The organism is Algoriphagus aestuariicola, assembly GCF_017254835.1.
Classification (GTDB): Bacteria; Bacteroidota; Bacteroidia; order Cytophagales; family Cyclobacteriaceae; genus Algoriphagus; species Algoriphagus aestuariicola.
This window is the reverse complement of record NZ_JAFKCW010000004.1, coordinates 630,996-655,410: the sequence shown is the minus strand read 5'-3', so window position 1 is coordinate 655,410 and position 24,415 is coordinate 630,996. Positions and strand designations below refer to the sequence as shown.

Below are 24,415 nucleotides of genomic sequence, written 5' to 3'. Positions count from 1 at the left end.
ACCCCTCGTAGCTCAGTGAAAATCTGGAAAAGTCTTTTGGTTCTTCTTGCAGTTGTCCTATGCGCATGGGGAGGATACTGGGTATTTCAAAATTTTTTTTCCTCCAAAAACATCAACAGTCTGGAGCTGATCCGCACAGATGCAGTCTTCGTATTCGAGACCAAGCAGGCCGACCAGACATGGAACGAACTGGTCAATCAACCCGCCTGGAGCCTTCTTTCCCAGCTTCCCGCATTCTCGGAAACCGCAGAAAAGCTGCTCAACCTCGACAGCTTAGTTGGGGGCAATGGTGAAATCTCTCGCACCCTCAGCGGCAGGCAGGTCACGATCAGCTGTCACCCCAGCGGTGTGGATAGCTTCGAGCTACTCTTCACAGTCAATTTCGGGGCTAGCTCGCCTGAGACTTTACTCGGCGAAATCAAAAGCAGGACTCCAAAGTCCGTTCGGGTACAATCCAGAAAATACAGTGATTTGGAAATTGTCGAATTTTCAGGGATAGAAAACTCCAGAAATTGGTCGGCGACGATTCTGGGCAACGTTCTGCTAGCTTCTTCCTCGTCCTTTATTATAGAGGAAGCGATCCGCCTGTATATCAGTGAAGAAAAATTATCCATCGCGTCCAAACTCGGCGATCAACTGGATGAAAACTCCGGTTTGGGAAGGCTGATTCTCTCATCCCACGGCATTGCCAAACTAATTGGGGGAGTCAGCGCAAATCGCGAAAATCCGGTGGCTGCCGAGCTGGCCATCAATGAGGTCTATCTTTCGATGGCTCTATCCTTCGAGGAGGGACAGCTCAGTTTCGAAGGCCCGATGATCCAGAATGAGGAAATCAACTTCAGCCCCTCAGTTGGCGCGAACTTTCCCGAGTTCCAAAAGCTGATCTCCAACCGAACACAATCCCTCACTCAAATCAACATGAATGGGATATTCGAAGCGCAGCGGCTCCAGAACAGGGCATTTACCCCGAAGTCAACCGTAAGCGGAGAAATGCAGACCCGGCTCACGGACAGGGGTTTCTTGGACAATTTTTCCGGGGAGATGTATTTTCTCGAATTGGAAAACCTGGGGAACCAAATCCAAAACCAGGCTTTGCTGGCTAGAACGCTCGAACCCGCCCAGACTTTTGCCTTTCTGAAGGAGTTCCGAAGCGGAACCGACTCCGACCAGTCCGACTTTTATCGCGATTCGGAAATTCTGTTTTTCCCGGAGGATGAGTTTCCTGCCCACCTTTTTGGCGGAAAATTCACCGGCTTTCCCCAGACGCATATCAGTCTAAGTGGGCAAATCCTCATCCTAACCAACTCGGCGCAGGGAATGAAGACGATGCTGGATGACATTGCCATCGGCAACACTTGGTTCAAGGCACCCGAGTCGGCCATCGAGCCAAAATCGATCAATCCGGCTTCCGGGTACTCAAAAAACTATTACCTGCGAAAGATCTGGGAAAAATGGGAAGACAAAAGCAATTCAGCTTGGAGCCCCTTTTTGCAGAAATACGGCTCGATTTTTAAAGCCTTTCCCTATCTCAGCCTCAAAGTAAACCAAATAGGCGGCAAACCGGTAGCTACTTTGACCCTACCCTACGAAGGTGGTGAAAAGCCGACCGTTGTAGACCAAACTGGGCTGAGCCTGAGCCCTTCCTCCACAGTCACGCTGCCCGAAAGAATCACCTACGGCCCGAAGTCAGTACTTAATTTCAACGACAATACTGAGGACATTGTGGTTCAGGATGCCCAGGACAATCTCTACCTGATCAGTTCAGGAGGCGAAGTAGTGTACACGCAGCAGCTCTCTGGCCCTATCGTCTCCGATGCCTTTCAAATCGACTTTCTCAAAAACGGGAAACTCCAGCTACTCGTCGCCACCGCTGACCGTCTATACGGAATCGATCGCCTGGGAAATCCTCTGCCGGGCTTTCCAGTGGAAATAAGAAATGAGAAAATCACCCACCTTAGCCTGGCTGACTATGACAATACGCGGGACTACCGCTACTTCCTAGCTACCCACTCCGGCAACCTTTGGCTCCTCGACCGCAACGGCGAAGCTCTGGAAGGCTGGAATCCATTGAAGCTGGGAGAAAAATCCATCCTAGCCCCAAGCCATGTTCGGGTACCGGGAAGGGGCGATTACATGGTTGCGCAGTCTGAAAATGGAAAGATCCATCTCTTCAACCGCCGTGGGGAAAAGCAATCCGGATCTCCACTGACACTTGGGGGCGACTTCGTCACGCCTATCCAAATTACCCCAGGCACTGGGGGCAACTCTCTGAAAATATCCGCAATCTCAGCAACCGGGGAAGTGATTCAGGCTAGTTTTGGCGGTGAGATTACCTACCGAAACCAACTGGTCAAGCCTGATCGCGATACACAATTTCAGATCCTAGCCGATCAGGGAAGAAATTCCCAGGTCATACTGTCCCGCCAATATTCAAAGACCCTGGTGCTGGATGAACGGGAAAGGGAATTGTTCACGCTGCCCTTAGCGGGTAAAAACCTGCGGTTCGGATATTTTGATTTTGGATCGAAAAGACAAATACTGGCAGTATCAGATCCCGAGCAGGGCTTTGGCTACCTCTATGATCTCAAAGGAAATATGCTTACCACGACTCCACTCGAGAGTGAAGGCACCATCCAAATCACCCATCAACCGACCAAGAGCCAGTACCTGATCCGAACAATCACCGGCAAGAACATCCTGGAATACAGAATGCCTGACTGAGGCTCCAAAGTTGATCAGCCACTCCTCATTGAGTAAATTGCCGACCTCGTGCCAACCCCATCCCAATGAACAAACCGCTTTTTCTTCTTTTCTTTTCCCTTTTTGCGTTTTCCCAATCGGCTTTTTCACAGCTCATCACCGATGATCAAAAACTCTTGCAACTGGAGGAAGGAGTCGATCTGAGCTCCCCATACCACACGACACTCTCCTTTTTCTACAATCTCGAGCGAACCAATTTCTCCCCAGATCTAGCGGCAAAGACCCTGGACACAAGAAATATAGACCAAGACCCAAAAGATCTGGCGATCAAACTCCAGCAGATCTTTGAAGGAAAAGGGGTCATCGTCCGTACCAGTGAAATCCCAAATGACCCTGACTACGCCGATTCATCAGCAGGCGGCGAACACAAATTCTATTTTGACCGAAATGCGATGCCGGGAATCTTTTTGGTCAAAAGAGGAAAACAATGGAAGTTCTCTCCCTTTACGGTGGCACAGATTGAAGAAATCCATCGAGAGACCTACCCCTTTGGCACGGACAAGCTGCTGAACATCCTACCTAAAATCGGCACATCCGAATACCTCGGCCTACAGCTCTGGCAATTGGTCGGCCTGGGCATCCTGATCTTTTTGACCTTTTTGGCCCATTTGGTATTTACCTTTTTGGTAGATCGCGTCCTGATCTACCTGACCAAGCGACTCGGCTACGGCTATATCGGGGAAAACTACCTGCTTCCTATCGCCAAAATCACAAGCTTCTACCTGATCGTGGTGGTGCTCTCCCTGCTGATGCGCGTCTTGCAGCTGCCAGCGGAGATATGGTCATGGGTGGTGATGGTATTCAATACGTTGAAGCCGTTTCTGATCACGGTGATTTTCTACAAAATCGTCGATATCATCGCCGCCTATTTCAGTCGACTCGCCTCCAGAACTGAATCAAGCCTGGACGATCAGCTGGTACCTTTGATCAGAAAGACCCTCAAGGCCTTGGTCATTCTTATTGGTACGCTGTTTATCCTCAGGGACGGGTTGAACTTCGACATTATTCCATTCTTGACTGGCCTATCGATTGGTGGAGTAGCCATCGCATTGGCTGCACAAGACACGATCAAAAACTTCTTTGGCTCCATCATGATCTTCATCGACAAGCCTTTTCAGGTCGGCGATTGGGTGACCTCGGGAGATATTGACGGCACCGTGGAAGAGGTCGGTTTTCGATCCACCAGAATTCGCACTTTCCGCAACTCGGTGATGTATGTCCCGAATGGGAAAATTGCCGACTCCGTTGTCGACAACCATGGACTACGAAAATACCGGAGATTTTATACCACGCTAACAATCACCTACGACACGCCCCCTGAGCTCATCGAAGAGTTTGTAAAAGGACTGAGGGAAATTGTCTTGGCACATCCGGATACCAGAAAAGACTATTTCAACATCTATTTCAACAACCTTTCGGCCTACAGCCAAGACGTCATGTTCTATGTGTTTTTCGAAGTCCCCGGCTGGCCCGAGGAGTTGAACGCCCGACACGAGCTGCTCATCCAGATCGTCAAGCTAGCCAATACTCTCGGCGTTCGCTTTGCATTTCCGACCCAGACACTTCATATGGAGACATTCCCGGAGAAAAAAGGCTTGGTTCCCGAGTATCCCGGGCAGGCTTCCTATCAGGAAAACCTGAGAAAATTTCTCGACACGGAGCTGAAGAAAAAGCCAGATTAAGGTAAAACTGTGAAATAGCTGCGGCTGACGCGCGACTTCCCATCGTCATCGCTTGACCTCACCCAAAAGACAAACAATCCTTCCAAGTCAGGTGCCTCGATATCAGGAAGTCTTCCCGCATTGCCTTCCCAAAAGAGCACTGTCCTCCAATCCGGGTATTTTCCATTTTGGTTCGGCTTGGAAAACTGCCCCCTATCCATGAGTATCTTGGGCTGCAAACCGTAGTAGTCAAAAAACCGGGCACTCGGCGCGAGAGGAAAAAGTCCAAAGTTGTTTTCGTAGCTGCTCCAGCTCAACACGCCAGAATAAATACGCTGGTTCAGGTAAAATTCCCGATTGAGCACCTCGAGCCGCTTCATGAACTTGGGATTGAAGGAAGCCAAAAGGTCGGAATCAAACACAGGCATAGCATCCACCAAGATCAGTGGGTTGGTATCAAACATCCCCTTGACCGCTTCATTGGTCAGGCGAAACTCCTTCCTTCTATCGTGGGTACGCACCATCACGCTGGGAACGTATTCTCGAAGGACAGTCTCCACGTCGTCAAACCGCGTGTAATCATCCAGATTGTAAGTGTGATCAGCCACAAAACCGACGACTACCTCCATGGAGTCCTGCAAGTATTCCTCTACATAGTAGCTCTCCACACGCGACGCCCTTAGCAGCAACTCCAACCTAGGCAAGTCCTTTTCTCCAAGAAATAAGTCAGGAAAATCAAAACTCGGCCTAAAGCGAGTTTGGATCAGTGGTGGGACGACTTCTATTCCCGGCATTTCTGCTCCATCTTCCAGCTGAATGACCATACGGTCCCAGTGTTTCAGGCCTCCGATATCCACCAGCACCCTTCCATCGGTATTGGGAATATCAGTAAAAAGCGCACTGCGCGTTCCATGAACTGACAGAAAGTAGGTAGCATCAAGTTTGGGATTGGGCACATTCACTTCTACGACGTGCCCAAAAAGCTCAGGAACAAGGTCTTTTTCGAGAAGGAATTCATATGCTTGTGCAGAAGCGATTGGCTCTTGTTCGGAGGGCAAAAAGGGATTGGCAATGGACATCCCCATCACCTGCCTCTTGCCAAGGTCCTCGGCAAGAGGCAACGATATACTCTGGGACTTCGCAAAAGCTTTTTCAGAGGTAGGTAAGACCACCTCCGCCACTGACCCCTCGGGTTTTCCCGCCGGAGGAATCGTGGGATTAACAATTGTCACAAACTGCTGGGCAATACCGAGGTCCTGGTCAAGATAGGGGCTGATTCGAGTATAAACCCTTAGCAGATAGTGATCAGAGGGAATATCGGATTTTATCTGGAAATAGTTGAACGCCTTTCCGTGCAGCAAGGGCAATTTCACATAGGCCATGGACTTGGAGTCTCTGTTGACCAATTCTGCATACAATACTTGGGAGCTCGTCGGAGCGTCTCCCAATACTACAGCCGCGTCTATCCAGATTTTTTCCCCGGTGAAATAAAGGGTCTTGGGGATGGAGAACGATACCGATTCTTTTTCCCGCTGCTCCTGTCTCCCAAAAACATGGTCAACGGAAATCAGACCAAGACATAGCACTAAGAAAACCTTGACTGCATTCATGCTTTTCAATTTTTTAAATCCTTTGGTTGGCTTATTCATCTTCCCAAAATTCAGGCTTTACTTTGCTTGCATACAATGTGCAATCGGCACAGCGCGTTTCTATAGGATTATAGCCGATAATGTAGGTGGCTAATATGGGACCGTCCCCAAGGAAGGGTCGGGCTGGAAGATGGCTACCACTTCCAAACAAAAAGTGGTATTCGAAACTTCCGATGAGCAAAGGCACGTCATCGACATAGCAACCTGAAAAAACTTTATTGCTGTAATTCCAGGGAGAGACATCGGCTCGATTGATGTAGATTCTCCGCTGTCGCACCTTTCCAATATTCACTTGCCCTACGGCAAGGTTACTTGTCTCGAGTCCATGGATATTCCCGGAAATCACAGCCGGCAATGGACTGAAGATCGAGCCAATCTCCTCCGTATTTTTCTTCAATATCTCCCAAAACTTGACCGCGTCGGAGGGGATGGCCATCTGATTGATCAAAATACTGTAACGCGCTTGCAGCCTCTCATCTCCAGTAGGAATTTCGGTGATCGTCTGTCTAAACACCACCTGTTCCTGAAACCTAGAACTGGTCTCGAGCAAAATGCCAGGATTAGGTTCAGTCCTGAAACAGGTATAAATATCCTCAGCGGGAGTCCTATCCCTCACCTCCCTCAGTGTTTGGTCATAGATAAAGGGAGCCAGCGTATAGGGCCGGAAAATCCAGTCTTCCTGGAAAGTCCAAAGGAAATCATCTGCTTGCTCATTGCCTTGAGTATTGACGAAGATCTCTACTCCCTCCTCGTCTTTCACAAATCCTGCATCAAAGATTTCCGGAGTTTCAATGGGAATAATCTCATCCGATTGGTATTGTTCTCCATTTTGGAGCTGGATGGACAGTCTGTAGCTCAGGTCGAATGACAGTGTCTCTTCAAACAAATATATCCCGTCTCCTTTTTCCTCCAGATAGTATCTAGTCCCAGCGGAAGACTCGAGGTATGCCGTCGCGTTAAGTTCCGGGGAATAGGCGTTCAAAGAATCCAGATCAGTCATTCGGCTTAGCCTCAGCTCACTTTTTTTTCCATCCGCATCGAGATAGCCCTCTACCACCAAAATGGCAACGGACTTGCCTTGAGGCTCTGGATCAAACGGAGTCCTACACGAAAAAAGAAAAAGCAAAATCCCTCCAACGCCACATATCCGACCCAAATAGCCCATTGCGACGCTAGAAATATTTATTAAGGCTCGATTGGGAAAGGCTCCCAAAAGTTTCTCCACCACGCTCTTCATCTCAGTCATCTTCCCAAAAATCAGGCGTTATCGGCGAAGCATAGAGCGTACAATCCGCACATCGACGGGATGTGGGAAAATATCCCAGAATCACCGTTCCTCCCGGTGGAATGTAGGGTCTGGCCGGAAGCACAGCACCGCTTACAAAAATAGGATCATAAAATCTCGCCAAAACGGAGTCAGCTTCGATGATGCAGTCGTTGAATTCAGGATCCAGATAATTCCAAGGAGCTACATCGACCAAGTTGATATACAACCTTTTTTGCCTTACTACACCCATGCTCACCTGCCCAACGACAGGTATACCGCCATCGTCGAGCGACTTGATATTTCCTGCGATGAGGGAGGGGAGGGGGCTGAAGATCGAGCCGATGTCCTCGGTATTCTTTTTCAAAATTTCCCAAAACTTCACCGCTTCCTCTTCTATTGCTTTCTGGGAGACTAGAATGCTGTACCGCTCCATTATCCGCTCGTCCCCTCTTGGTATCTCGGTGATGGTCTGCCGGAAGACAACCTGTTCCTCAAATCTCGAACTGGTCTCCAGCAGGATGTCTGAGCTCACCTCACTTTTGAAACAAAGGGCAATCTGCTCTGCTTCAGTCCGATCTCTCACGTCGCCGATGGATGCATCATAGATGTAGGGTACGCGGATTCGGGGCCTATAGATCCAGGTCTCATCATAGGTCCAAAGAAAATCATCGGCATTTTCGTCGCCTTGGGTGGTGACGAAAACCTCAACCCCCTCTTCGTCCTGGAGATATCCAGCGTCGATGATGTCTGGCGTGAGAATAGGCTTCATCGCGTCAGACTGATAGCGTTCACCACTGCGAAGGAGGATTTCAAGAGTGTAGGTTTGACCCTCCGGGATATCGGCCTCGAACACATAGGTACCAGGTTCACTTTCTTGGAGTCCATAGCTCTCCCCTGAAGCCGACGTGAGCGTAAGGGAGGCTCCGGACTCCACTACAAATGGCGTCTCTACATTCAGAGGAGCCGATCGGCTCATTTTGATTTCGCTCCGCTTGCCATCTGAGTCCAGATATCCCTCCACTACCAGAAAGCTAGTCTGCTCTGAAGAAACTTCCGGATCAAAGGGGGTCCTGCAAGCCTGAAGCGTTGCGTAAAGCAAAAGAAAACTCCAAATCGCTTTTCTCATCAGAATCTGAAATTATAGCTGACAAAGGGGATAGGCTCGGCAAAAATGGAAAGTTGGTAGCCGTTCAGTTTGCCTTCTTCCGGGATGTAGTACACCGAATAGGCATTGTCCCTCCCCAGGATATTATAGACGCCAAAGGACCATGAGCCGTGGGCGACCTTGTTCACCTTGTGATTGCCCTCCAGATTGACGGAAAGATCCAACCTGAAATAATCCGGGATTCGGAAGGAATTCCGATCTGCAAAATATACCCGCTCCGATCCACCGTATTCAAACTTGGCGACCGGCAAAGTCACGGGCCTTCCTGTGCTGTATTTTCCTGCCAAGGTGGTGTTGACCCGACGGCTTAGCTCGTAGTTCAGTACAAGGTTTGCGGTATGGGGCTGGTCAAAATTACTCGGATACCATTCTGATCGGTTGACCTGCTCTTTCCTCTCAGTCGGGTCAGTGAGCATCAAGGATCTACTGTAGGTATAGGCAAACGATCCGTTGAGCTTCCCGGTGACTTTTTTCAAGTAGAGCTCCACGCCATAGGCCTTGCCCTTGGTGACCAAGACGTCCTGCTCGATCCGGTCGTTCAGCACAAGGGTTGCCCCTGATCGGTAGTCCAGCAGATTGTTCATCGTTCGATAATAGAGTTCCGCGGAAAACTCAATGGCGTTGTTTTCCAAATTCCGAAAGTAACCCAACGCGTATTGGATCCCTGTCTGCGGCTGGATGAAGGTATCGCTCAGCTTCCAGGTATCTGTGGGCGTGATGACAGAGGAATTGCTCAGGAGATGGATGCTTTGACGCATGGTGTTTACTCCAGCTTTGATCGAAGACCAGTTGTTCAGCGCATAGCGACCCGATAGGCGCATTTCCGGCCCTAGATAGGATTTGACCAGTTCTCCATCTCCATAGTTGGTTTCCCCGATGATATTTTCCGGCAGGAAAGGTTCTCCGGGCGCATATTCTGGAAGGGTCTGCGGCCCAAAATACCCAAACCAGTTCAGTCTAATCCCCCCACTAAGCGTCAGCTTTTCGTTGACTTCAAACTCATCGCCCAGAAACAGGGAAGCTTCCAGCCCCTTTTCCCTTGGGACCTCGTCGGGAATGACGATACTTTCCGCCCCCAAAGGGTCGATTTTCCCAGGGTTCAAATCATAGTGAATCCCATGGAAACCATAGGTAAAAATGTGGCGGTCTCCCTTTTCATGACGAAACAGTGCCTTGAGAAATGTCTGTGTGATATCAAAGCCATAGAGATAGGAATTTAGGGGATTGTCTTCCCCTTGAACCTCAAAATCATATTTGTCCTGACCTGCCGAAAAATCCGCCTCCAAGTCATCATTGAAATAATGAGTCCAAGTAAGGGCATAATTAAGATTGGAGTAGCTGTACACCGTGTCCGGGTCAAACTGGAACTTGTCCTTGCTGAAGTAGCCCGAAGCGCGGATTTTGTCCTTTTCGCCCAGCTGGTGCTGAATGCTGGCATTGAAGTCACCAAACTGTGCCCGCGACGCTCCCAGATCTGCCCTTTCCTCCAGGTAATCCAGTAGCCAATCCGAATAGGTCAATCGGGTTCCCACGACAAAGGTGGTGTTTTTCCCAATCGGCCCGTCCAGACTAAGCCTGCTCGTCATGGGCCCGATCCCGCCTGAGCCGCCGATCTTGTCTTGTCTTCCGGCCTTGGGCGTGACCTGCAGGACGGATGACAGACGGCCTCCATAGCTGACCGGAATCCCCGCCTTGTAAAGTTCCACGCCTTGAACCATGTCGGAATTCACGGCCGAGAAAAACCCGAATAGGTGGGAAGGATTGTAGAGTGTGTTTTGGTCCAGCAAAATGAGGTTCTGGTCTGCTGCGCCGCCGCGTACGTTGAAGCCCACGCTGGCTTCACCCGCTGTGTTGACACCCGGCATCGTGAGGATACCCCGAATGATGTCCACCTCGCCCATGACTGCTGGCAACTTCCGGAGCTGCTGCACCGATAGGGACTGGACTCCCATCTCCGGCCTGCTCACGTTGGTCAGCGCTCCAGATCGGACTATGACTTCGCTCAGGGAAAAAATCCCCTCTCCTATCGTGATATCCAGGGCAGCGTCACCCTGTATATTGAGGAGCCGTTGCTCGGTGTATCCCCCAATGTTTTGGATGAGCAGGGTTTGGTCTCCTTTCGGAAGCGTGATCTCATAGCGTCCTTCCCGGTTGGTGAGCGTCTGCCTTTGGCTTTCTCTTTCGTAGACAATGGCACCTTCTATTGGCTTTTGGTTTTCTAGGCTGGTGATCACGCCGGATAGCGTGGCCTCGGTACCCGGGCCGGGGGTTCCTAGGGTATATCTCCTGTTGCGGACAAACTCATCCTGAACCAAAGAGGAACTGCTGGCGGTGTTTTGTAGGAAATAGTCGGGCGCAAACTTGACGACCAACTTCTCGCCCTTGCTGATAAACACTTCCTTTTGATTGGAAATGGAGAATTTGAGATCGGTCTTGTCAAAGATCACCGTCAGCACATCCTCCAGCTTATCCTCCTTGGCCTGGAGGTTGACCGTCAGATCTTTCACGTCCAGCTCCTTGAGATAAAATCGATAGGAGGTCTCGCCCTCCACCAACTCTACAAATCTCAAAAAGCTGATTCCCGGGAAAAATCCCGTGATGCGATCTGCCTGCTGGGAGAACGCGACCTGGGCAAAAAGCATAAAAAAGAGAGTCGGAAAAAACCGTAAATGTTTTCTCATCCTATTTTGGGTTCACTGTATGTACTACTTGGAGTTTACTGCAATGATGTATCGCAGATAGCTCTCGGGGTTACGCTTGAAATTTAGTCCATTGGCCTTCAGTTCCTTTCGGACTTCTTTTTTCTCCAGCCCCACTACCTTCAACACACTGGACTCTTTTCCCACCGGAAAAAACTCCCCGTCTTTCCAAAGAAAATAATCCGCCTTCTCGACATACACCTCGTCAAACTTGGAAAACTCACGTAGGGCTTTGGTGGTTTTATACCGCTTTGCCAATGCAACAAACTCCCCGGTGCCCAAGATCTCGTAGATCCCATTTCCGGCGCGCAAATGGCTTTCATTTCCTGAAAAGTACTTGAAGCGGCTGCCGTTGGCCAATTGAAAAGCATCGATCTTCTCTGGCTTGATGAGGATTTTCTGGTTGAATACGGGATGGAAAGTGATGACCTGATCCCTATACTCATCGTACAAAAGCGGCACCTCTGGGTAGGTGATCCCGTTGATCGTCAAACTTCCCTCTTCAAATTGCCTGGAAAAAAAGTAGGGATTTCCCTCGATCAGACGGGAGGGTTCCTGGTATTGCCCGCCTGTGATCAGCTCCTGAAAGTAAGGCAGCTGCTCTTTGTATTCGGGCAAAAACGCCAGATTGCTTCCGACTACCTGGGCAAACAGTCCTTTCCCAACAAAAAAGGAAAGCAGGAAAAAGAAAAACATTATTTTTCGCATGACTTAAATTACGATTGAAAATCCTAACCCGATGGATTTGGACGGAATATGTATAAACGGCAAAATTCCAGTTTAAGAGGAATGAAAAATCAAACCTGAGACCCATGACTACCCGAAGAAACCTACTGAAAACCCTTGCTCTCACTCCGATAGCACTGTCCGCTGTACCGGCATTGGCACAGGCAGAAGAAAAAAAGGAAAGCACCTTCAAGTTTTCACTGAACACGAGTACGATCCGCGGACAAAAACTCTCCCTTCCTCAGATTATTGAGCTTGCGGCCAAGGCAGGCTACGATGGGTTTGAGCCTTGGATGATGGAAATCCAAGCCTATGTGGAAGGGGGCAAGACCCTGGCTTCACTGAAAAAGATGGCTTCGGATGCCGGCTTGGAGTTTTTCGATTGCATAGGATTTCCCACTTGGATGGCTCAGGACGAGGCGAAAAGCAAGGCCGGTTTTGCACAAATGGAAAAAGAGATGGGAATTCTCGCTGAGCTGGGCTGTCCCCGGGTAGCTGCTCCTGCCATCGGCTCGGAGGCTCCCCTCGATCTGCTAAAGACCGGCGAGAAATACAAACAGCTGTTGGATTTGGGCCGAAAGACTGGCGTGATGCCCCAGCTGGAGTTTTGGGGAGCTTTTCCATCCTTCTATCACTTGGGTCAGGCCATGGCTGTAGCGGCCGCTGCCGACGACAAGGACGCAAAGATTCTGGCGGACATTTACCACCTATTCCGTGGCGGATCGGGCTTCGAAGGCATGAAAATGCTGGATGGGCATGCGATCGATATCTTCCACATGAACGACTTTCCTGCCAGTATTCCCCGCACCGAACAGCAGGACAAGGACCGGGTGATGCCCGGCGACGGAGCCGCTCCCATGCAGGAAATCGCCAACACACTCAAGTCCAAAGGAGGACAGATTATCCTTTCCCTGGAACTCTTCAACCCGACCTACTACGCGATGGATGCAGAAGTGGTGGTAAAGGAGGGGATTGGGAAGATGAGGAGGTTTTTCGGGTGATAACAACATAGCCCACGATTTAAATCGTGGGCTATGTTTAGGTGCGTTGTCTCAGGGCAATGGCTTTAGCCATTTTACCTATTGTGTTATAGATTAGGAAGTCGTGGCGTAAGAGGGCTGGGGAAAATAGGGAGACTTTTTAGATAGAATATAATAGTTCGGCATTTAAGCCCCGAACTATTTCACCCAAACAAATCCGAACTCAAATATCGATCGCCCCGGTCACAGGTGATGCAGACGATCACCCCTTCCTCCAATTCTTTGGAAAGCTCGATCGCAGCGTGAAGCGCTCCCCCGCTGCTCATTCCTGCCAAAATCCCTTCTTCCTTAGCCATGCGACGGGTCATCTCGGTCGCCTGATCTTGGCTCACGTCGATCACTCGATCTACCCTAGATGAATCAAAGATTTCAGGCAAAAATTCGGGCGACCAGCGGCGGATACCCGGAATGCTGGATCCGTCCGTGGGCTGGGTACCCACGATCTGAACCTCCGGATTGACCTGCTTCAGAAACCGGGATACTCCCATGATCGTACCAGTAGTCCCCATCGCGGAGACAAAGTGAGTAATACTACCCCCGGTGTCTTTCCAGATCTCCGGGCCGGTGGTATAGTAGTGTGCCAAGTAGTTGTCCGCATTGGCAAACTGGTTCAGCATATAATAGCCCTGCTCATCCCGCATTTGGTCCGCCACAACCCTGGAATATTCTATTGTCTGGGCTGCGGGCGTAAGGATCACTTTGGCACCATAGGCCTCCATAGAAAGTACCCGCTCCTTGGTAGAGTTGTCCGGCATGATCAGCGTCATGTCCAGGCCGAGGACTTTGGCTACCATGGCCAAGGCAATGCCAGTGTTGCCGGAGGTCGCCTCTACCAATTTATCCCCAGGCTTGATATCCCCTCTATCCAAAGCAGAGCGGATCATATTATAGGCTGCCCTATCCTTGACACTTCCACCGGGGTTTTGTCCCTCCATCTTGCAAAGGATTTTCACCTTGGGGTTTTGCGGGATATGCTCAAGCTCTACGAGCGGCGTATTGCCTATCAGTTCAAAGAGTTTCATAATTCTGTCGGTAAAGTGATGCTCCGATGGCACAATGCAGCGAAAGGGAATCGAACCCAATCAATAGGACGAAAATCTACTCGCCCAGTTCTTCGAAGTCATTTTTGAAAATATAGAGATCAGTAGCTGTTCCTGCCTCGTGGTGCATTTGCGTTTGGTAGTACACTTTGGAGCCGGGAGCTACGGATTTGGTCAGCCACACATTCCCGCCGATCACGCTGTTTTTTCCGATGACAGTTCTCCCTCCGAGGATGGTCGCGCCGGAGTAGATCACCACATGGTCTTCTATGGTAGGATGGCGCTTGACATCTGCGTCCGCTTTGTCCACACTCAAGGCGCCAAGGGTCACTCCTTGGTAGATTTTCACATGATCTCCGATGATGGTAGTCTCTCCGATTACCACGCCGGTGCCGTGGTCTATGCAAAAGTATTGGCCGATCGTGGCTCCTGGATGGATGTCTACCCCAGTCTTGCTATGGGCATACTCAGTGATCATCCTCGGAACGAGCGTAACCCCCAAGCGATGCAGGAGATTCGCGATTCTATAGGCCGAGATGGCATAAAATCCCGGATAGCTTCTAAGGATCTCCGCTCTCGACTTAGCCGCGGGATCGCCTGCAAACATTGCCTCCACATCTTGATTGATCCAATCGAAGACGGTTTCCAATCTTTTGAAAAAAGACTGGGCGAGTTGTTCTCCGTCTCCTGAATGCAAGTGTAGATTTCGGGAGAGGATATGGGTGAGGCTAGCCTGGAGCTCTTCCAAATTTGACCTGACCGCATCTTCCTCCCGGATATTATGCGCTGAAAACTCGGGAAACATCAAGCCCAGCAAGTCTTCAAAAAACTGGTGAATGGTCTTAGGAGTGGGGAAATCAGACGAGTTTTGGTGAGCCTGATGTATTTTTTTGATCAAAGAGTCCATTCTGCAGAATTTGATGTGGTCACATGACAAAACCGACACGGATCACATAAGGTTCGGCGTAGTAGGAATTATGATTGTCATGCAGGACATTGTACAAGAAGGTGAAGTTGGCTCCACCCCGATTTCCAAAAGGGGCAAAGTATCCAGCTCCGAGAAATAGCGCATTTGACCAAGTCCGACGGTAATCCTCCACAAAATAGTCGTAGGCTTCCCAGTTGATCGACTCGTATTCCATCTGGGCGAAAATGTTTGGCAGAATATTGTACCTCCCAAATACGCGGCCACCGTAGGAGGTTCCTTCGGCCCCATAGAATCTATTGTCATCGTAGTATTGAAAAGTAGCTCCTACTCCTCCAGATAGCTTGGGCGTGATCATCACTCCGACCAAGGGCGACACATCGATTAGGGTCACCGTCCCAAACTGAAGCCCTAGATTGCCACCAAAATAAAGCCGGTCCTTGAAGGGGATGGAATCGGAATAGATTTCTCGTTGGGCGGATGCCTGGTGAGAAAGCAAAAAAGCCCCAAACAGGGCGAATGCGAGTAGACTACTTCTCAACAATGACATAGAGATCTTCAGTTGGCTTCTTCATCAAGTATCTCTCACGGGCGAATTTCTCCAGTAGTTGTGGATTACTCATCAATTCTTCCCGTTCGGTCTTGATTTTTTCCTTTTTCTCCAGATAAAACTCTTTCTGGTCTTCCAACTGGTTTAGCTTTAAGCTCAGGCGGAAATGGTTGATCACATTATTGGAGTCGATAAAGAGCATCCAGAACATAAAAAACAGAATGGCCAGAAAGTAAAAATTACTGCTGTACTTCAGAAACTTCTTCATCTCGTATCGTATTGCATGCTCAAGGTACAAAAATGGTGCAAAAAAAAAGACAGCCCGCCAGAGACGGGCTGTCCATTTAAAAGAAAGATTCCGAATTATTTCAATCTGCCCTTGAACACCGCAGACTCGCCTAACTGCTCTTCGATTCTGAGCAACTGGTTGTACTTCGCCATACGATCAGATCTAGATGCAGAACCGGTCTTGATCTGTCCACAGTTGGTTGCAACTGCAAGGTCCGCGATGGTGGAGTCTTCAGTTTCACCGGATCTATGGGACATTACGGCAGTGAATCCAGCCTTATGGGCCAAGTTTACCGCGTTCAAGGTTTCGGTCAAGGTTCCGATTTGGTTTACTTTGACTAAAATGGAGTTAGCGGATTTCTCTTCGATTCCACGCTTCAGGAATTTCACATTGGTCACGAAAAGATCGTCTCCCACCAGCTGAACTTTATCACCGATCTTGGCGGTCAACATCGCCCAACCAGCCCAATCTTCCTCAGCACAACCGTCTTCGATAGAATCGATAGGGTACTTTTCAGTCAATTCGGCCAAGTATGCCACTTGCTCTTCGCGGGATCTTACCTTGCCGGTAGGACCTTCGAACTTGGAATAGTCGTAGTTACCGTCTTTGTAGAATTCAGAAGATGCACAGTCCAAAGCGATGGTCACGTCGTCACCTGCTTTGTAGCCAGCCTTGGATATTGCATCGAGGATACAAGCCAAAGCTTCCTCAGTTCCTCCAGAGAAGTTAGGAGCGAAACCGCCTTCGTCACCTACTGCAGTACTCAGGTTTTTGTCATGAAGGATTTTCTTCAGGTTGTGGAAGATCTCAGCCCCCATTCTGATCGCCTCAGAGAAGCTAGGAGCCCCTACTGGACGTACCATAAACTCTTGGAAAGCGATAGGCGCATCAGAGTGGGAACCACCGTTGATGATGTTCAGCATGGGAACTGGAAGTGTATTGGCATTCACTCCACCGATGTAGCGGTAAAGCGGCTGGCCTGCTTCCATGGCAGCAGCTTTGGCTACAGCCAAAGAAACCCCAAGGATTGCGTTAGCTCCAAGCTTGCTTTTGGTAGACGTACCATCCAGGTCGATCATGATCTGATCAATGGTGTTTTGCTCAAAAACATCCATTCCCACCAATTCTGGAGCGATGATGTCATTCACATTAGAAACGGCTTTCAGAACGCCTTTTCCCAAATATTTGCTTTTGTCTCCATCACGGAGTTCGACTGCTTCATTGACACCGGTAGAAGCTCCACTCGGAACAGCTGCACGGCCAAAGGCACCGTTTTCGGTGACTACATCTACTTCTACGGTTGGGTTACCTCGGGAATCAAGGATTTGTCTTGCATGAATTGATTGAATCAACGTCATAGTTTTAAAAGGTTTATGAAAATTAGTTTTTGTCTATCAGCGCGATGAACTCGTCAAAAAGGTAGCGGGAGTCGTGGGGACCTGGGGAGGATTCCGGGTGGTACTGCACGGCAAAGGCCGGTCTGTCTTTGAGCCTGATTCCAGCTACGGTGTTGTCATTCAGATGCACGTGGGTAATTTCCACGTTGGGGTGGTTCTCGGTATCTTCTCTCACTACATTGAAGCCGTGGTTTTGGGAGGTGATTTCACTCTTGCCTGTGAGGAGGTTTTTGATCGGGTGGTTCAATCCTCTGTGGCCATGGTGCATCTTGTAGGTTTTGATCCCTACCGCTTCAGCCAGTAGCTGATGGCCCAGGCAGATCCCAAACACCGGCTTACCGGTCTCAAGGATATCCTTCACTGTATCTACCGCATATTCCATTACAGCGGGATCACCGGGTCCGTTGGAAAGGAAATAGGCATCAGGCCCCCAAGCTTGGATCTCAGCCAGCTTGGTCTTTGCGGGGTAAACTTTGCAATAAGCGCCACGAGAAACCAGGTTGCGCAAAATATTTTTCTTGATCCCGAAGTCCAGGCAGGCTACCTTGATATCAGATTTTTCATCGCCTACGAAATATGGCTCCTGAGTACAAACTGTCGAGGATAGCTCCAGCCCATTCATATCGGGCACCTTGTCCAACTCTGCCTTTAGCCCTTCCAAGTTATCTTCAAACTCAGAGCTGATAATCGCGTTCATAGCGCCCTTTGACCTGAGGTGTCTTACAAGCATGCGCGTATCGATATCGGCAATACCGGTAATCCCGTAATTCACCAAGTAATCCTGCAAGGTGCCAGAGGCATCATGTCTTGAGTGCACGTCGGAGAATGAATTGACGACGATTCCCGCTACACAGGGATGGTCCGACTCAATCTCTTCGGCATGTACTCCGTAGTTGCCGATATGTGGCGTGCTGGTCACCACGATCTGCCCCGTGTAAGAGGGGTCGGTGTAGATTTCCTGATATCCGGTCATCCCGGTGTTAAAGCAAATTTCACCGCCGTTAGTACCAGGTTTGCCAATGAGGGAGCCGTGGAAAACTGTTCCATCGGCCAGAAGAAGTGTTGCTTTCTGTTTAATCATTTTCTTGAAAGTTGCCCAAAGTTAACCAATTCTTGGGAAGGAGGATAAGGGGTTTGGGTATAAAAAAAGGATTGAACGGGCGTCCAATCCTTTTGATATTTAAAGTGATCTTCAATTTATTTTTCTTCGTTTTCGCTTTCAGCGGAAGCTTCAGGAGCACTAGGCTCTTCAGTCTTGGCTTCGGCAACGGGAGCTGCAGGAGCGTCGGCCTTGGCAGCAGTAGTTCCTCGACGGGATCTTCTGGTGGTCTTCTTAGCAGGCTTAGCGTCTTTCAGCATCAATTCATTGAAATCTACCAGCTCGATGATACACATCTCAGCGTTGTCACCCAGACGGAAACCAGTTTTGATGATTCTGGTATAACCTCCCGGACGAGTAGATACTTTCTCGATCACCTCACCGAAAAGTGCCTTGATGGCATCTTTGCTTTTCAGATAGGAGAAAGCTATACGTCTATTGTGTGTGGTATCTTCTTTAGCTCTGGTCACCAGGGGCTCAACAAACTTCTTCAATTCTTTTGCCTTGGCAAGCGTAGTGGAGATACGCTTGTGAAGAATCAGGGAAGTTGCCATGTTAGAAAGCATTGCCTTCCGGTGGGAGGCAGTTCTTCCTAGGTGGTTAATTTTCTTACCGTGTCTCATTGTATATTATTCTTCGTCAAGTTTGTACTTAGAAATGTCCATCCCAAAGGTCAGACCTTTCTCTTGGATCAGTTGCTCGAGTTCAGCAAGGGACTTCTTACCGAAGTTTCTGAATTTCATCATGTCTGAAATCTCAAGTCTTGCAAGATCTCCGAGAGTTCTCACGTCGGCAGCCTTCAGACAGTTGAACGCACGGACTGAAAGATCCAGGTCGCTCAAAGAAGTCTTGAGAAGCTTGCGCATGTGAAGGAATTCCTCATCGATAGGCTCTGGCTCAGCTACACCGGTAGAATCAAGGACCATAGTCTGGTCGGAGAATAGCATGAAGTGCTGGATCAAAATCTTGGCAGATTCCTGAAGAGCTTTCTCAGGGTGGATAGAACCATCCGTAGAAACTTCAAGGATCAGTTTTTCGAAGTCAGTCTTCTGCTCTACACGGGTATTTTCTACGCTGTACTTCACGTTCTTGATAGGAGTGAAGATCGCGTCGATTGCGATTTGCCCGAATACCTGCTCTTTGGGTTTGGATTCTTCAGCTGGTAGATAACCTCTTCCTTTTTCGATAGTGATCTCGATCTCGAAGTTTTTGGTTTCGTCGATGTGACAAATGACCAACTCTGGGTTAAGGATCTCGAAGGAAGAAGTGAACTTAGCAATGTCCCCTGCGGTGAAAACAGACTGGTTTTTGATCTCCACAGTGATTTTTCCGTCAAATGCTTCGTGCACTTTCTTGAATCTCACTTGCTTCAGGTTCAAAATGATATCAGTCACGTCTTCCACTACGCCCTCGATGGTTGAGAATTCGTGAACCACTCCCGGGATTTTGATAGAAGTGATGGCGTATCCTTCCAGAGAAGAAAGCAATATTCTTCTCAGGGCGTTACCGATGGTAACTCCATAGCCTTTTTCGAGTGGTTTGAAAGTGAACAAGCCATGAAAGTCATCGGCTTTTTCCATCACCACTTTCTCGGGCATTTGAAATGCTAGTATGGACATATATCTCGTTCTGGTTTTTAGCTGAAAATAGTAAAATTACTTAGAGTAAAGTTCGACAATGAGCTGCTCCTTGATATTCTCAGGAATATCATCTCTACCAGGAACACTGACGAATTTGCCTGCCAAAGAAGCATTATCCCACTCTAACCAAGGATATCTGTTTGCTGCTTTGCCTGCGAGGCTGCTGGTGATTGCTTCCAAAGACTTAGAACGCTCTCTTACGGAAACTACGTCACCTGGCTTCAATGTATATGAAGGAATGTTTACCACCTCTCCGTTGACCAGGACGTGCTTGTGGGATACAAGCTGTCTTGCGCCACGACGGGTCGGGGAGATTCCTAATCTGTACACCGTGTTGTCCAAACGTGCTTCAAGAAGCTGCAGGAGGTTTTCACCGGTGATACCGGACTTTCTGGAAGCGATGTCAAACATCTTAGCGAATTGTCTTTCCAAGACACCGTAGATGTATTTTGCTTTTTGCTTCTCTGCCAGCTGAACTGCATATTCAGACTGCTTCTTTCTTCTACCTCGGCCGTGCTGGCCTGGAGGGTAGTTTTTCTTTTGAAGCGCCTTGCTATGCCCTTCGATTGCTTCTCCGAATTTTCTGGAGATCTTAGCTTTAGGACCTGTATATCTTGCCATTCTGTTAGCTTTTTAAAATTAAACTCTTCTACGCTTAGGTGGACGACAACCGTTGTGCGGCATTGGAGTCACGTCGATGATCGTGGTCACATCCAATCCTACGTTTTGCAATGTTCTGATCGCAGATTCACGACCAGCACCCGGACCTTTTACGAACACTTCGATTTTTCTCAAACCCAAGTCGTATGCTACCTGGCCACAGTTTTGGGCGGCCATCTGAGCAGCGTAAGGAGTATTTTTCTTAGAACCTCTGAAGCCCATTTTACCGGCAGAAGCCCAAGAGATCACTTGACCTGCATTATTGGTAATAGAGATGATGATATTGTTGAAGGAGGCTCTGATGTGCGCCTGACCTACAGCTTCTACCTTTACTACTCTTTTTTTACCTTTTGCTTTATCGTTTCTTTTCTGAGCCATAATCTAAATCAGGTTTTATTTAGTTGCCTTCTTCTTGTTAGCAACAGTTTTTCTCTTACCCTTCCTTGTTCTGGCGTTGTTTTTAGTGCCTTGACCACGTACAGGAAGTCCTTTTCTGTGTCTCAAACCTCTATAGCACCCGATGTCCATCAGACGCTTGATGTTCAATTGGATCTCCGACTTCAATACACCCTCGGTTCTATATTCTTCAGCGATGATGTTACGGATCGCGGTAGACTCCTCGTCATTCCACTCTCCAGCTTTTTTGTCAAAAGAGATACCGGCCTTGCTCAGGATCGCTTTGGCGGCGCTTCTTCCTATTCCGAAGATATAGGTGAGTCCGATTTCGCCGCGCTTATTGTCTGGTATGTCTACACCTGCAATTCTAGCCATGATTAACCTTGTCTTTGTTTATACTTAGGATTTTTCTTGTTGATGACGTAAAGTTTTCCTTTTCTTCTGATCACCTTACAGTCAGCACTTCTCTTCTTAATAGATGCCTTTACTTTCATGTCAGTCTATTTATATCGATATACTATTCTGCCTTTTGTCAAATCATAGGGAGACAATTCCAATTTGACCTTATCCCCAGGAAGGATCTTGATGTAATTCATCCTCATCTTACCGGAAATATGAGCAATCAACTGATGTCCGTTTTCCAGTTCCACTTTAAACATTGCGTTTGACAACGCCTCGATAATGGTTCCGTCTTGCTCGATTGATGTCTGTTTGGCCATTTTAGAATTTAAAATTCTCTTCTATGTATTTATGGGTCGTCAGGACCTCTGTTTTATTCTCCAATATTGCAACCGTATGCTCGTAGTGAGCTGAAGGTTTCCGATCTGCAGTTCGGATTGTCCACCCGTCTCTCTCCTGTACGATGTTTCGCGTACCCAGATTGATCATTGGCTCAATTGCAATCACCATCCCTGCCTTGAGCAGGGGACCACTTCCTTTTTTTCCGTAATTGGGAACCTCGGGTGCCTCATGCAACTTCCTGCCCAAACCATGTCCGACCAGCTCTCTGACTACCGTGTAGCCTTTAGCCTCGACAAATTTTTGGATGGTATGTCCGATGTCGCCGATTCGATTTCCAACTACGGCTTGCTCGATTCCTAGATAGAGCGAATCTCGGGTGGCCTTTAATAATGCAATGACAGAAGGGGAAACCTCACCGATAGGGTACGTATAAGCGGAATCGCTATGAAAACCTTGGTGAAAGACTCCACAATCTACTGAGATTATATCGCCATCTTTCAATTCATAATCACTGGGAAAACCGTGGACAACAACTTCGTTCACAGAGATACAAAGTGATGAAGGGAAGCCATTGTAACCTTTGAAGGAAGGCACTGCTTTATGATCCCTTATAAACTCTTCAGCAATCTTGTCAAGAAAAGAGGTCTTTACCCCTTCTTTGACATACTTGGCAACTTCTCCGTGAGCTTGGCCGAGTATGTCAGCACTTTCTTTAATCAACTGAACTTCTTCCGAAGTCTTGTATTGAATCATATTAAGCTACTTGGTAATTAGAAGGATTGTTCTTCATATTACCGCTTTTCATCATTCCCTCGTAGTGTCTCATCAACAGGTAGCTCTCGATCTGTCTCAAAGTATCCATGATCACACCGACCATGATCAACAGGGAGGTTCCACCATAGAATTGGGCAAACTCTCCACCTACCCCGGCGATGATTGCCAAAGCGGGCAAAATCGCCACTGCAGCAAGTAAAACCGAACCAGGAAGAGTGATTTTAGAAATGATCCCATCGATGAAATCGGCAGTAGGCGCGCCTGGCTTGATACCTGGTACAAAACCACCGTTCCGCTTCATGTCTTCAGCTATCTGTTCTGGATTTACCGTAATCGCTGTGTAGAAGAAGGTAAAGATAATGATCAAAGAAGCAAACAAGAGGTTGTACTGCCAAGATGTGAAATCACTGAAAGTGGTACCGATATAGTTTGCAATGTCACTCTCCCCAGCCCAAATCTGAGCGATCAAAGCAGGCACAAACATCAAAGACTGGGCAAAGATGATTGGCATTACACCAGAAGCATTCACCTTAATTGGGATATACTGGCGCTGACCGCCGTACACCTTACCACCTACTACTTGCTTAGCATATTGAACCGGGATCCTTCTCGTAGCTTCTGTCAGTGCAATCACACCAACAACCACAAAGAACAAGACAACAGCTTCAATGATCAACAAGAGCATGCCTGAAGAGCCCTTTTCAACGCCTTCGGCAATCAATGCTCCTGGGAATCTGGAGATGATACCAATCATGATCAACATGGAAATACCATTCCCGATGCCCTTCTCAGTGATCTTTTCACCCAGCCACATGCAGAACATGGTACCGGCTGAAAGCAAAACCAAGGAACTGAACATGAAAAGAGAGGTACTAACCATCACCGCACCGGTAGGAAGGATCGTGGCACTTACGTACCCGATACCTTGGGCCACGGTGATAGCAATGGTTAATACGCGAGTGATCTGGTTGATTCGTTTTCTACCGGACTCACCCTCTTTTTGCATTTTTTGAAAATAGGGTACTCCGACAGTGAGAAGCTGCAGCACAATGGATGCAGAAATGTAAGGCATGATCCCAAGACCGAAGATGGAGGCATTGCTAAAAGCGCCTCCAAGGAAGGTATCAATCAATCCGAAAATCCCTTCGGGAGTCCCGCCCAGCTTGGAGGGATCCACACCGGGAAGAACGATGAATGACCCTAATCTGAAGATGATGAGAAATCCGATGGTATTCAGGATCCTGATTCTCAGATCTTCGATTGAGAAGATGTTCTTTACTGTCGAAATAAACTTTTTCATTTACTTAAATCTTGTTTACAGTACCGCCTAGTTTCTCTATAGCTTCAACAGCCGAAGCGGAAAACTGATGGGCAGTCACGTCTAATTTGGCTGTCAACTGACCACCTCCGAGGATTTTGATCTTGTCATTCTTAGAAGCGATACCATGGGAAACCAAAGCTTCCAGATTGATCGCCGTAAGAGAGTATTGCTCGGAAAGGGCCTGCAATGTATCCAAATTTACCGGTTTGAACTCAACCTTGTTGATGGATTTGAATCCAAATTTAGGAACTCTTCTTTGAAGTGGCATCTGACCACCTTCAAAACCGATCTTGGACTTGTATCCAGAGCGTGACTTGGCTCCCTTATGACCTCTTGTGGAAGTTCCACCTCTACCAGATCCGGTACCGCGACCGATTCTTTTTCGGTTTTTGGTAGATCCTTCGTTTGGAGTTAATGTATATAGTTTCATAATTAAGCTTCCTCCACTTTTACAAGGTGATTCACTTTATTTACCATTCCTGCAATCTGTGGAGTGTTTTCCACTACGACAGATTTGCTGATACGACCGAGGCCCAAAGCAGTGATTGTTGCTTTCTGATCCTTTGGTCTGTCAATCGTACTTTTTACCTGTGTGATCTTGATCTTCGCCATGATG

Annotated in this window: 25 protein-coding genes; 3 read left to right on the top strand and 22 right to left on the bottom strand. The window is 48.3% G+C overall.

The annotated features are described in order from the left end of the window. Positions 1-15: 15 nt before the first annotated feature. Both J0A67_RS19150 and J0A67_RS19145 read left to right on the top strand, forming a co-directional pair. Entirely contained in the window at positions 16-2,721 is a 2,706-nt protein-coding gene (locus tag J0A67_RS19150) for a hypothetical protein (RefSeq protein WP_206570992.1), read from the top strand. A 65-nt stretch (positions 2,722-2,786) separates the two neighbouring features. Beyond that, a complete protein-coding gene (locus J0A67_RS19145; protein WP_206570991.1) occupies positions 2,787-4,442 on the top strand; it encodes a mechanosensitive ion channel family protein in 1,656 nt (551 codons plus the stop codon). Here J0A67_RS19145 and J0A67_RS19140 read toward each other — a convergent pair. From J0A67_RS19140 to J0A67_RS19120, 5 genes are read right to left on the bottom strand one after another with little or no spacing between them, the layout of a single operon-like run. Beyond that, the gene (locus tag J0A67_RS19140; RefSeq protein WP_206570990.1) at positions 4,439-6,031 is read right to left on the bottom strand and encodes a hypothetical protein; all 1,593 of its coding nucleotides are present in this window, start codon (positions 6,029-6,031) and stop codon (positions 4,439-4,441) included. The two genes, J0A67_RS19145 and J0A67_RS19140, sit on opposite strands and share 4 nt — an antisense overlap. Positions 6,032-6,062: 31 nt before the next feature. Next, positions 6,063-7,316: a DUF4249 domain-containing protein gene (locus J0A67_RS19135; protein ID WP_206570989.1), complete on the bottom strand. Its 1,254-nt coding sequence runs from the start codon at positions 7,314-7,316 to the stop codon at positions 6,063-6,065. Next, a complete protein-coding gene (locus J0A67_RS19130) occupies positions 7,309-8,463 on the bottom strand; it encodes a DUF4249 domain-containing protein (protein WP_206570988.1) in 1,155 nt (384 codons plus the stop codon). Before J0A67_RS19130 ends, J0A67_RS19135 begins: the two co-directional genes overlap by 8 nt. After that, positions 8,463-11,183, bottom strand: coding sequence for a TonB-dependent receptor (locus J0A67_RS19125; protein ID WP_206570987.1), 2,721 nt, complete (start codon positions 11,181-11,183; stop codon positions 8,463-8,465). The genes J0A67_RS19130 and J0A67_RS19125 overlap by 1 nt, the downstream gene beginning before the upstream one ends. 24 nt (positions 11,184-11,207) lie before the next feature. Then, entirely contained in the window at positions 11,208-11,897 is a 690-nt protein-coding gene (locus J0A67_RS19120) for a hypothetical protein (RefSeq protein ID WP_206570986.1), read from the bottom strand. 116 nt (positions 11,898-12,013) lie between these two features. On the opposite strand from J0A67_RS19120, the gene J0A67_RS19115 reads away from it, so the two are divergent. Further along, positions 12,014-12,928, top strand: coding sequence for a sugar phosphate isomerase/epimerase family protein (locus J0A67_RS19115; RefSeq protein WP_206570985.1), 915 nt, complete (start codon positions 12,014-12,016; stop codon positions 12,926-12,928). A 182-nt stretch (positions 12,929-13,110) separates the two neighbouring features. Here the strand turns inward: J0A67_RS19115 and cysM are convergent, their stop codons facing one another. The 17 genes from cysM to rpmD all read right to left on the bottom strand — a co-directional run bounded on the left by cysM (position 13,111) and on the right by rpmD (position 24,411). Then, positions 13,111-13,989 carry a cysteine synthase CysM gene (gene cysM / locus J0A67_RS19110; protein WP_206570984.1) on the bottom strand — a complete coding sequence of 293 codons (879 nt, stop codon included), beginning with the start codon at positions 13,987-13,989 and terminating at the stop codon, positions 13,111-13,113. Between the two features lie 76 nt (positions 13,990-14,065). Then, complete coding sequence (locus J0A67_RS19105) at positions 14,066-14,914, bottom strand: serine O-acetyltransferase (RefSeq protein WP_206570983.1); 849 nt, start codon at positions 14,912-14,914, stop codon at positions 14,066-14,068. Positions 14,915-14,933: 19 nt separating this feature from the next. After that, positions 14,934-15,482 carry a hypothetical protein gene (locus J0A67_RS19100; RefSeq protein ID WP_206570982.1) on the bottom strand — a complete coding sequence of 183 codons (549 nt, stop codon included), beginning with the start codon at positions 15,480-15,482 and terminating at the stop codon, positions 14,934-14,936. Next, positions 15,463-15,750: an FtsB family cell division protein gene (locus J0A67_RS19095; protein ID WP_206570981.1), complete on the bottom strand. Its 288-nt coding sequence runs from the start codon at positions 15,748-15,750 to the stop codon at positions 15,463-15,465. Before J0A67_RS19095 ends, J0A67_RS19100 begins: the two co-directional genes overlap by 20 nt. A gap of 95 nt (positions 15,751-15,845) precedes the next feature. Beyond that, positions 15,846-17,129, bottom strand: coding sequence for a phosphopyruvate hydratase (gene eno / locus J0A67_RS19090; protein ID WP_206570980.1), 1,284 nt, complete (start codon positions 17,127-17,129; stop codon positions 15,846-15,848). Between the two features lie 22 nt (positions 17,130-17,151). Next, a complete protein-coding gene (gene carA, locus J0A67_RS19085; protein WP_206570979.1) occupies positions 17,152-18,249 on the bottom strand; it encodes a glutamine-hydrolyzing carbamoyl-phosphate synthase small subunit in 1,098 nt (365 codons plus the stop codon). A gap of 116 nt (positions 18,250-18,365) precedes the next feature. Continuing rightward, entirely contained in the window at positions 18,366-18,890 is a 525-nt protein-coding gene (gene rplQ / locus J0A67_RS19080; protein ID WP_206570978.1) for a 50S ribosomal protein L17, read from the bottom strand. Positions 18,891-18,896: 6 nt separating this feature from the next. Then, on the bottom strand, positions 18,897-19,886 hold the full coding sequence (locus J0A67_RS19075) for a DNA-directed RNA polymerase subunit alpha (RefSeq protein WP_206570977.1): 990 nt from the start codon (positions 19,884-19,886) through the stop codon (positions 18,897-18,899). A 36-nt stretch (positions 19,887-19,922) separates the two neighbouring features. Further along, positions 19,923-20,528: a 30S ribosomal protein S4 gene (rpsD, locus tag J0A67_RS19070; RefSeq protein ID WP_206570976.1), complete on the bottom strand. Its 606-nt coding sequence runs from the start codon at positions 20,526-20,528 to the stop codon at positions 19,923-19,925. An 18-nt stretch (positions 20,529-20,546) separates the two neighbouring features. Beyond that, entirely contained in the window at positions 20,547-20,945 is a 399-nt protein-coding gene (rpsK, locus tag J0A67_RS19065; protein ID WP_026953287.1) for a 30S ribosomal protein S11, read from the bottom strand. Positions 20,946-20,960: 15 nt separating this feature from the next. After that, positions 20,961-21,338 carry a 30S ribosomal protein S13 gene (rpsM, locus tag J0A67_RS19060; protein ID WP_206570975.1) on the bottom strand — a complete coding sequence of 126 codons (378 nt, stop codon included), beginning with the start codon at positions 21,336-21,338 and terminating at the stop codon, positions 20,961-20,963. A gap of 2 nt (positions 21,339-21,340) precedes the next feature. Further along, positions 21,341-21,457 (bottom strand): 50S ribosomal protein L36, encoded by a 117-nt coding sequence (gene rpmJ, locus J0A67_RS19055; protein ID WP_013927415.1) that lies wholly within the window; start codon positions 21,455-21,457, stop codon positions 21,341-21,343. Between the two features lie 6 nt (positions 21,458-21,463). Next, a complete protein-coding gene (gene infA / locus J0A67_RS19050) occupies positions 21,464-21,682 on the bottom strand; it encodes a translation initiation factor IF-1 (protein ID WP_009183359.1) in 219 nt (72 codons plus the stop codon). A gap of 1 nt (position 21,683) precedes the next feature. Next, positions 21,684-22,457 (bottom strand): type I methionyl aminopeptidase, encoded by a 774-nt coding sequence (map, locus tag J0A67_RS19045; protein ID WP_206570974.1) that lies wholly within the window; start codon positions 22,455-22,457, stop codon positions 21,684-21,686. A gap of 1 nt (position 22,458) precedes the next feature. Beyond that, positions 22,459-23,778 carry a preprotein translocase subunit SecY gene (gene secY / locus J0A67_RS19040; protein ID WP_206570973.1) on the bottom strand — a complete coding sequence of 440 codons (1,320 nt, stop codon included), beginning with the start codon at positions 23,776-23,778 and terminating at the stop codon, positions 22,459-22,461. A gap of 4 nt (positions 23,779-23,782) precedes the next feature. Further along, entirely contained in the window at positions 23,783-24,229 is a 447-nt protein-coding gene (gene rplO, locus J0A67_RS19035) for a 50S ribosomal protein L15 (protein WP_206570972.1), read from the bottom strand. A gap of 2 nt (positions 24,230-24,231) precedes the next feature. Further along, entirely contained in the window at positions 24,232-24,411 is a 180-nt protein-coding gene (gene rpmD, locus J0A67_RS19030; RefSeq protein WP_111392761.1) for a 50S ribosomal protein L30, read from the bottom strand. Positions 24,412-24,415 lie beyond the last annotated feature (4 nt).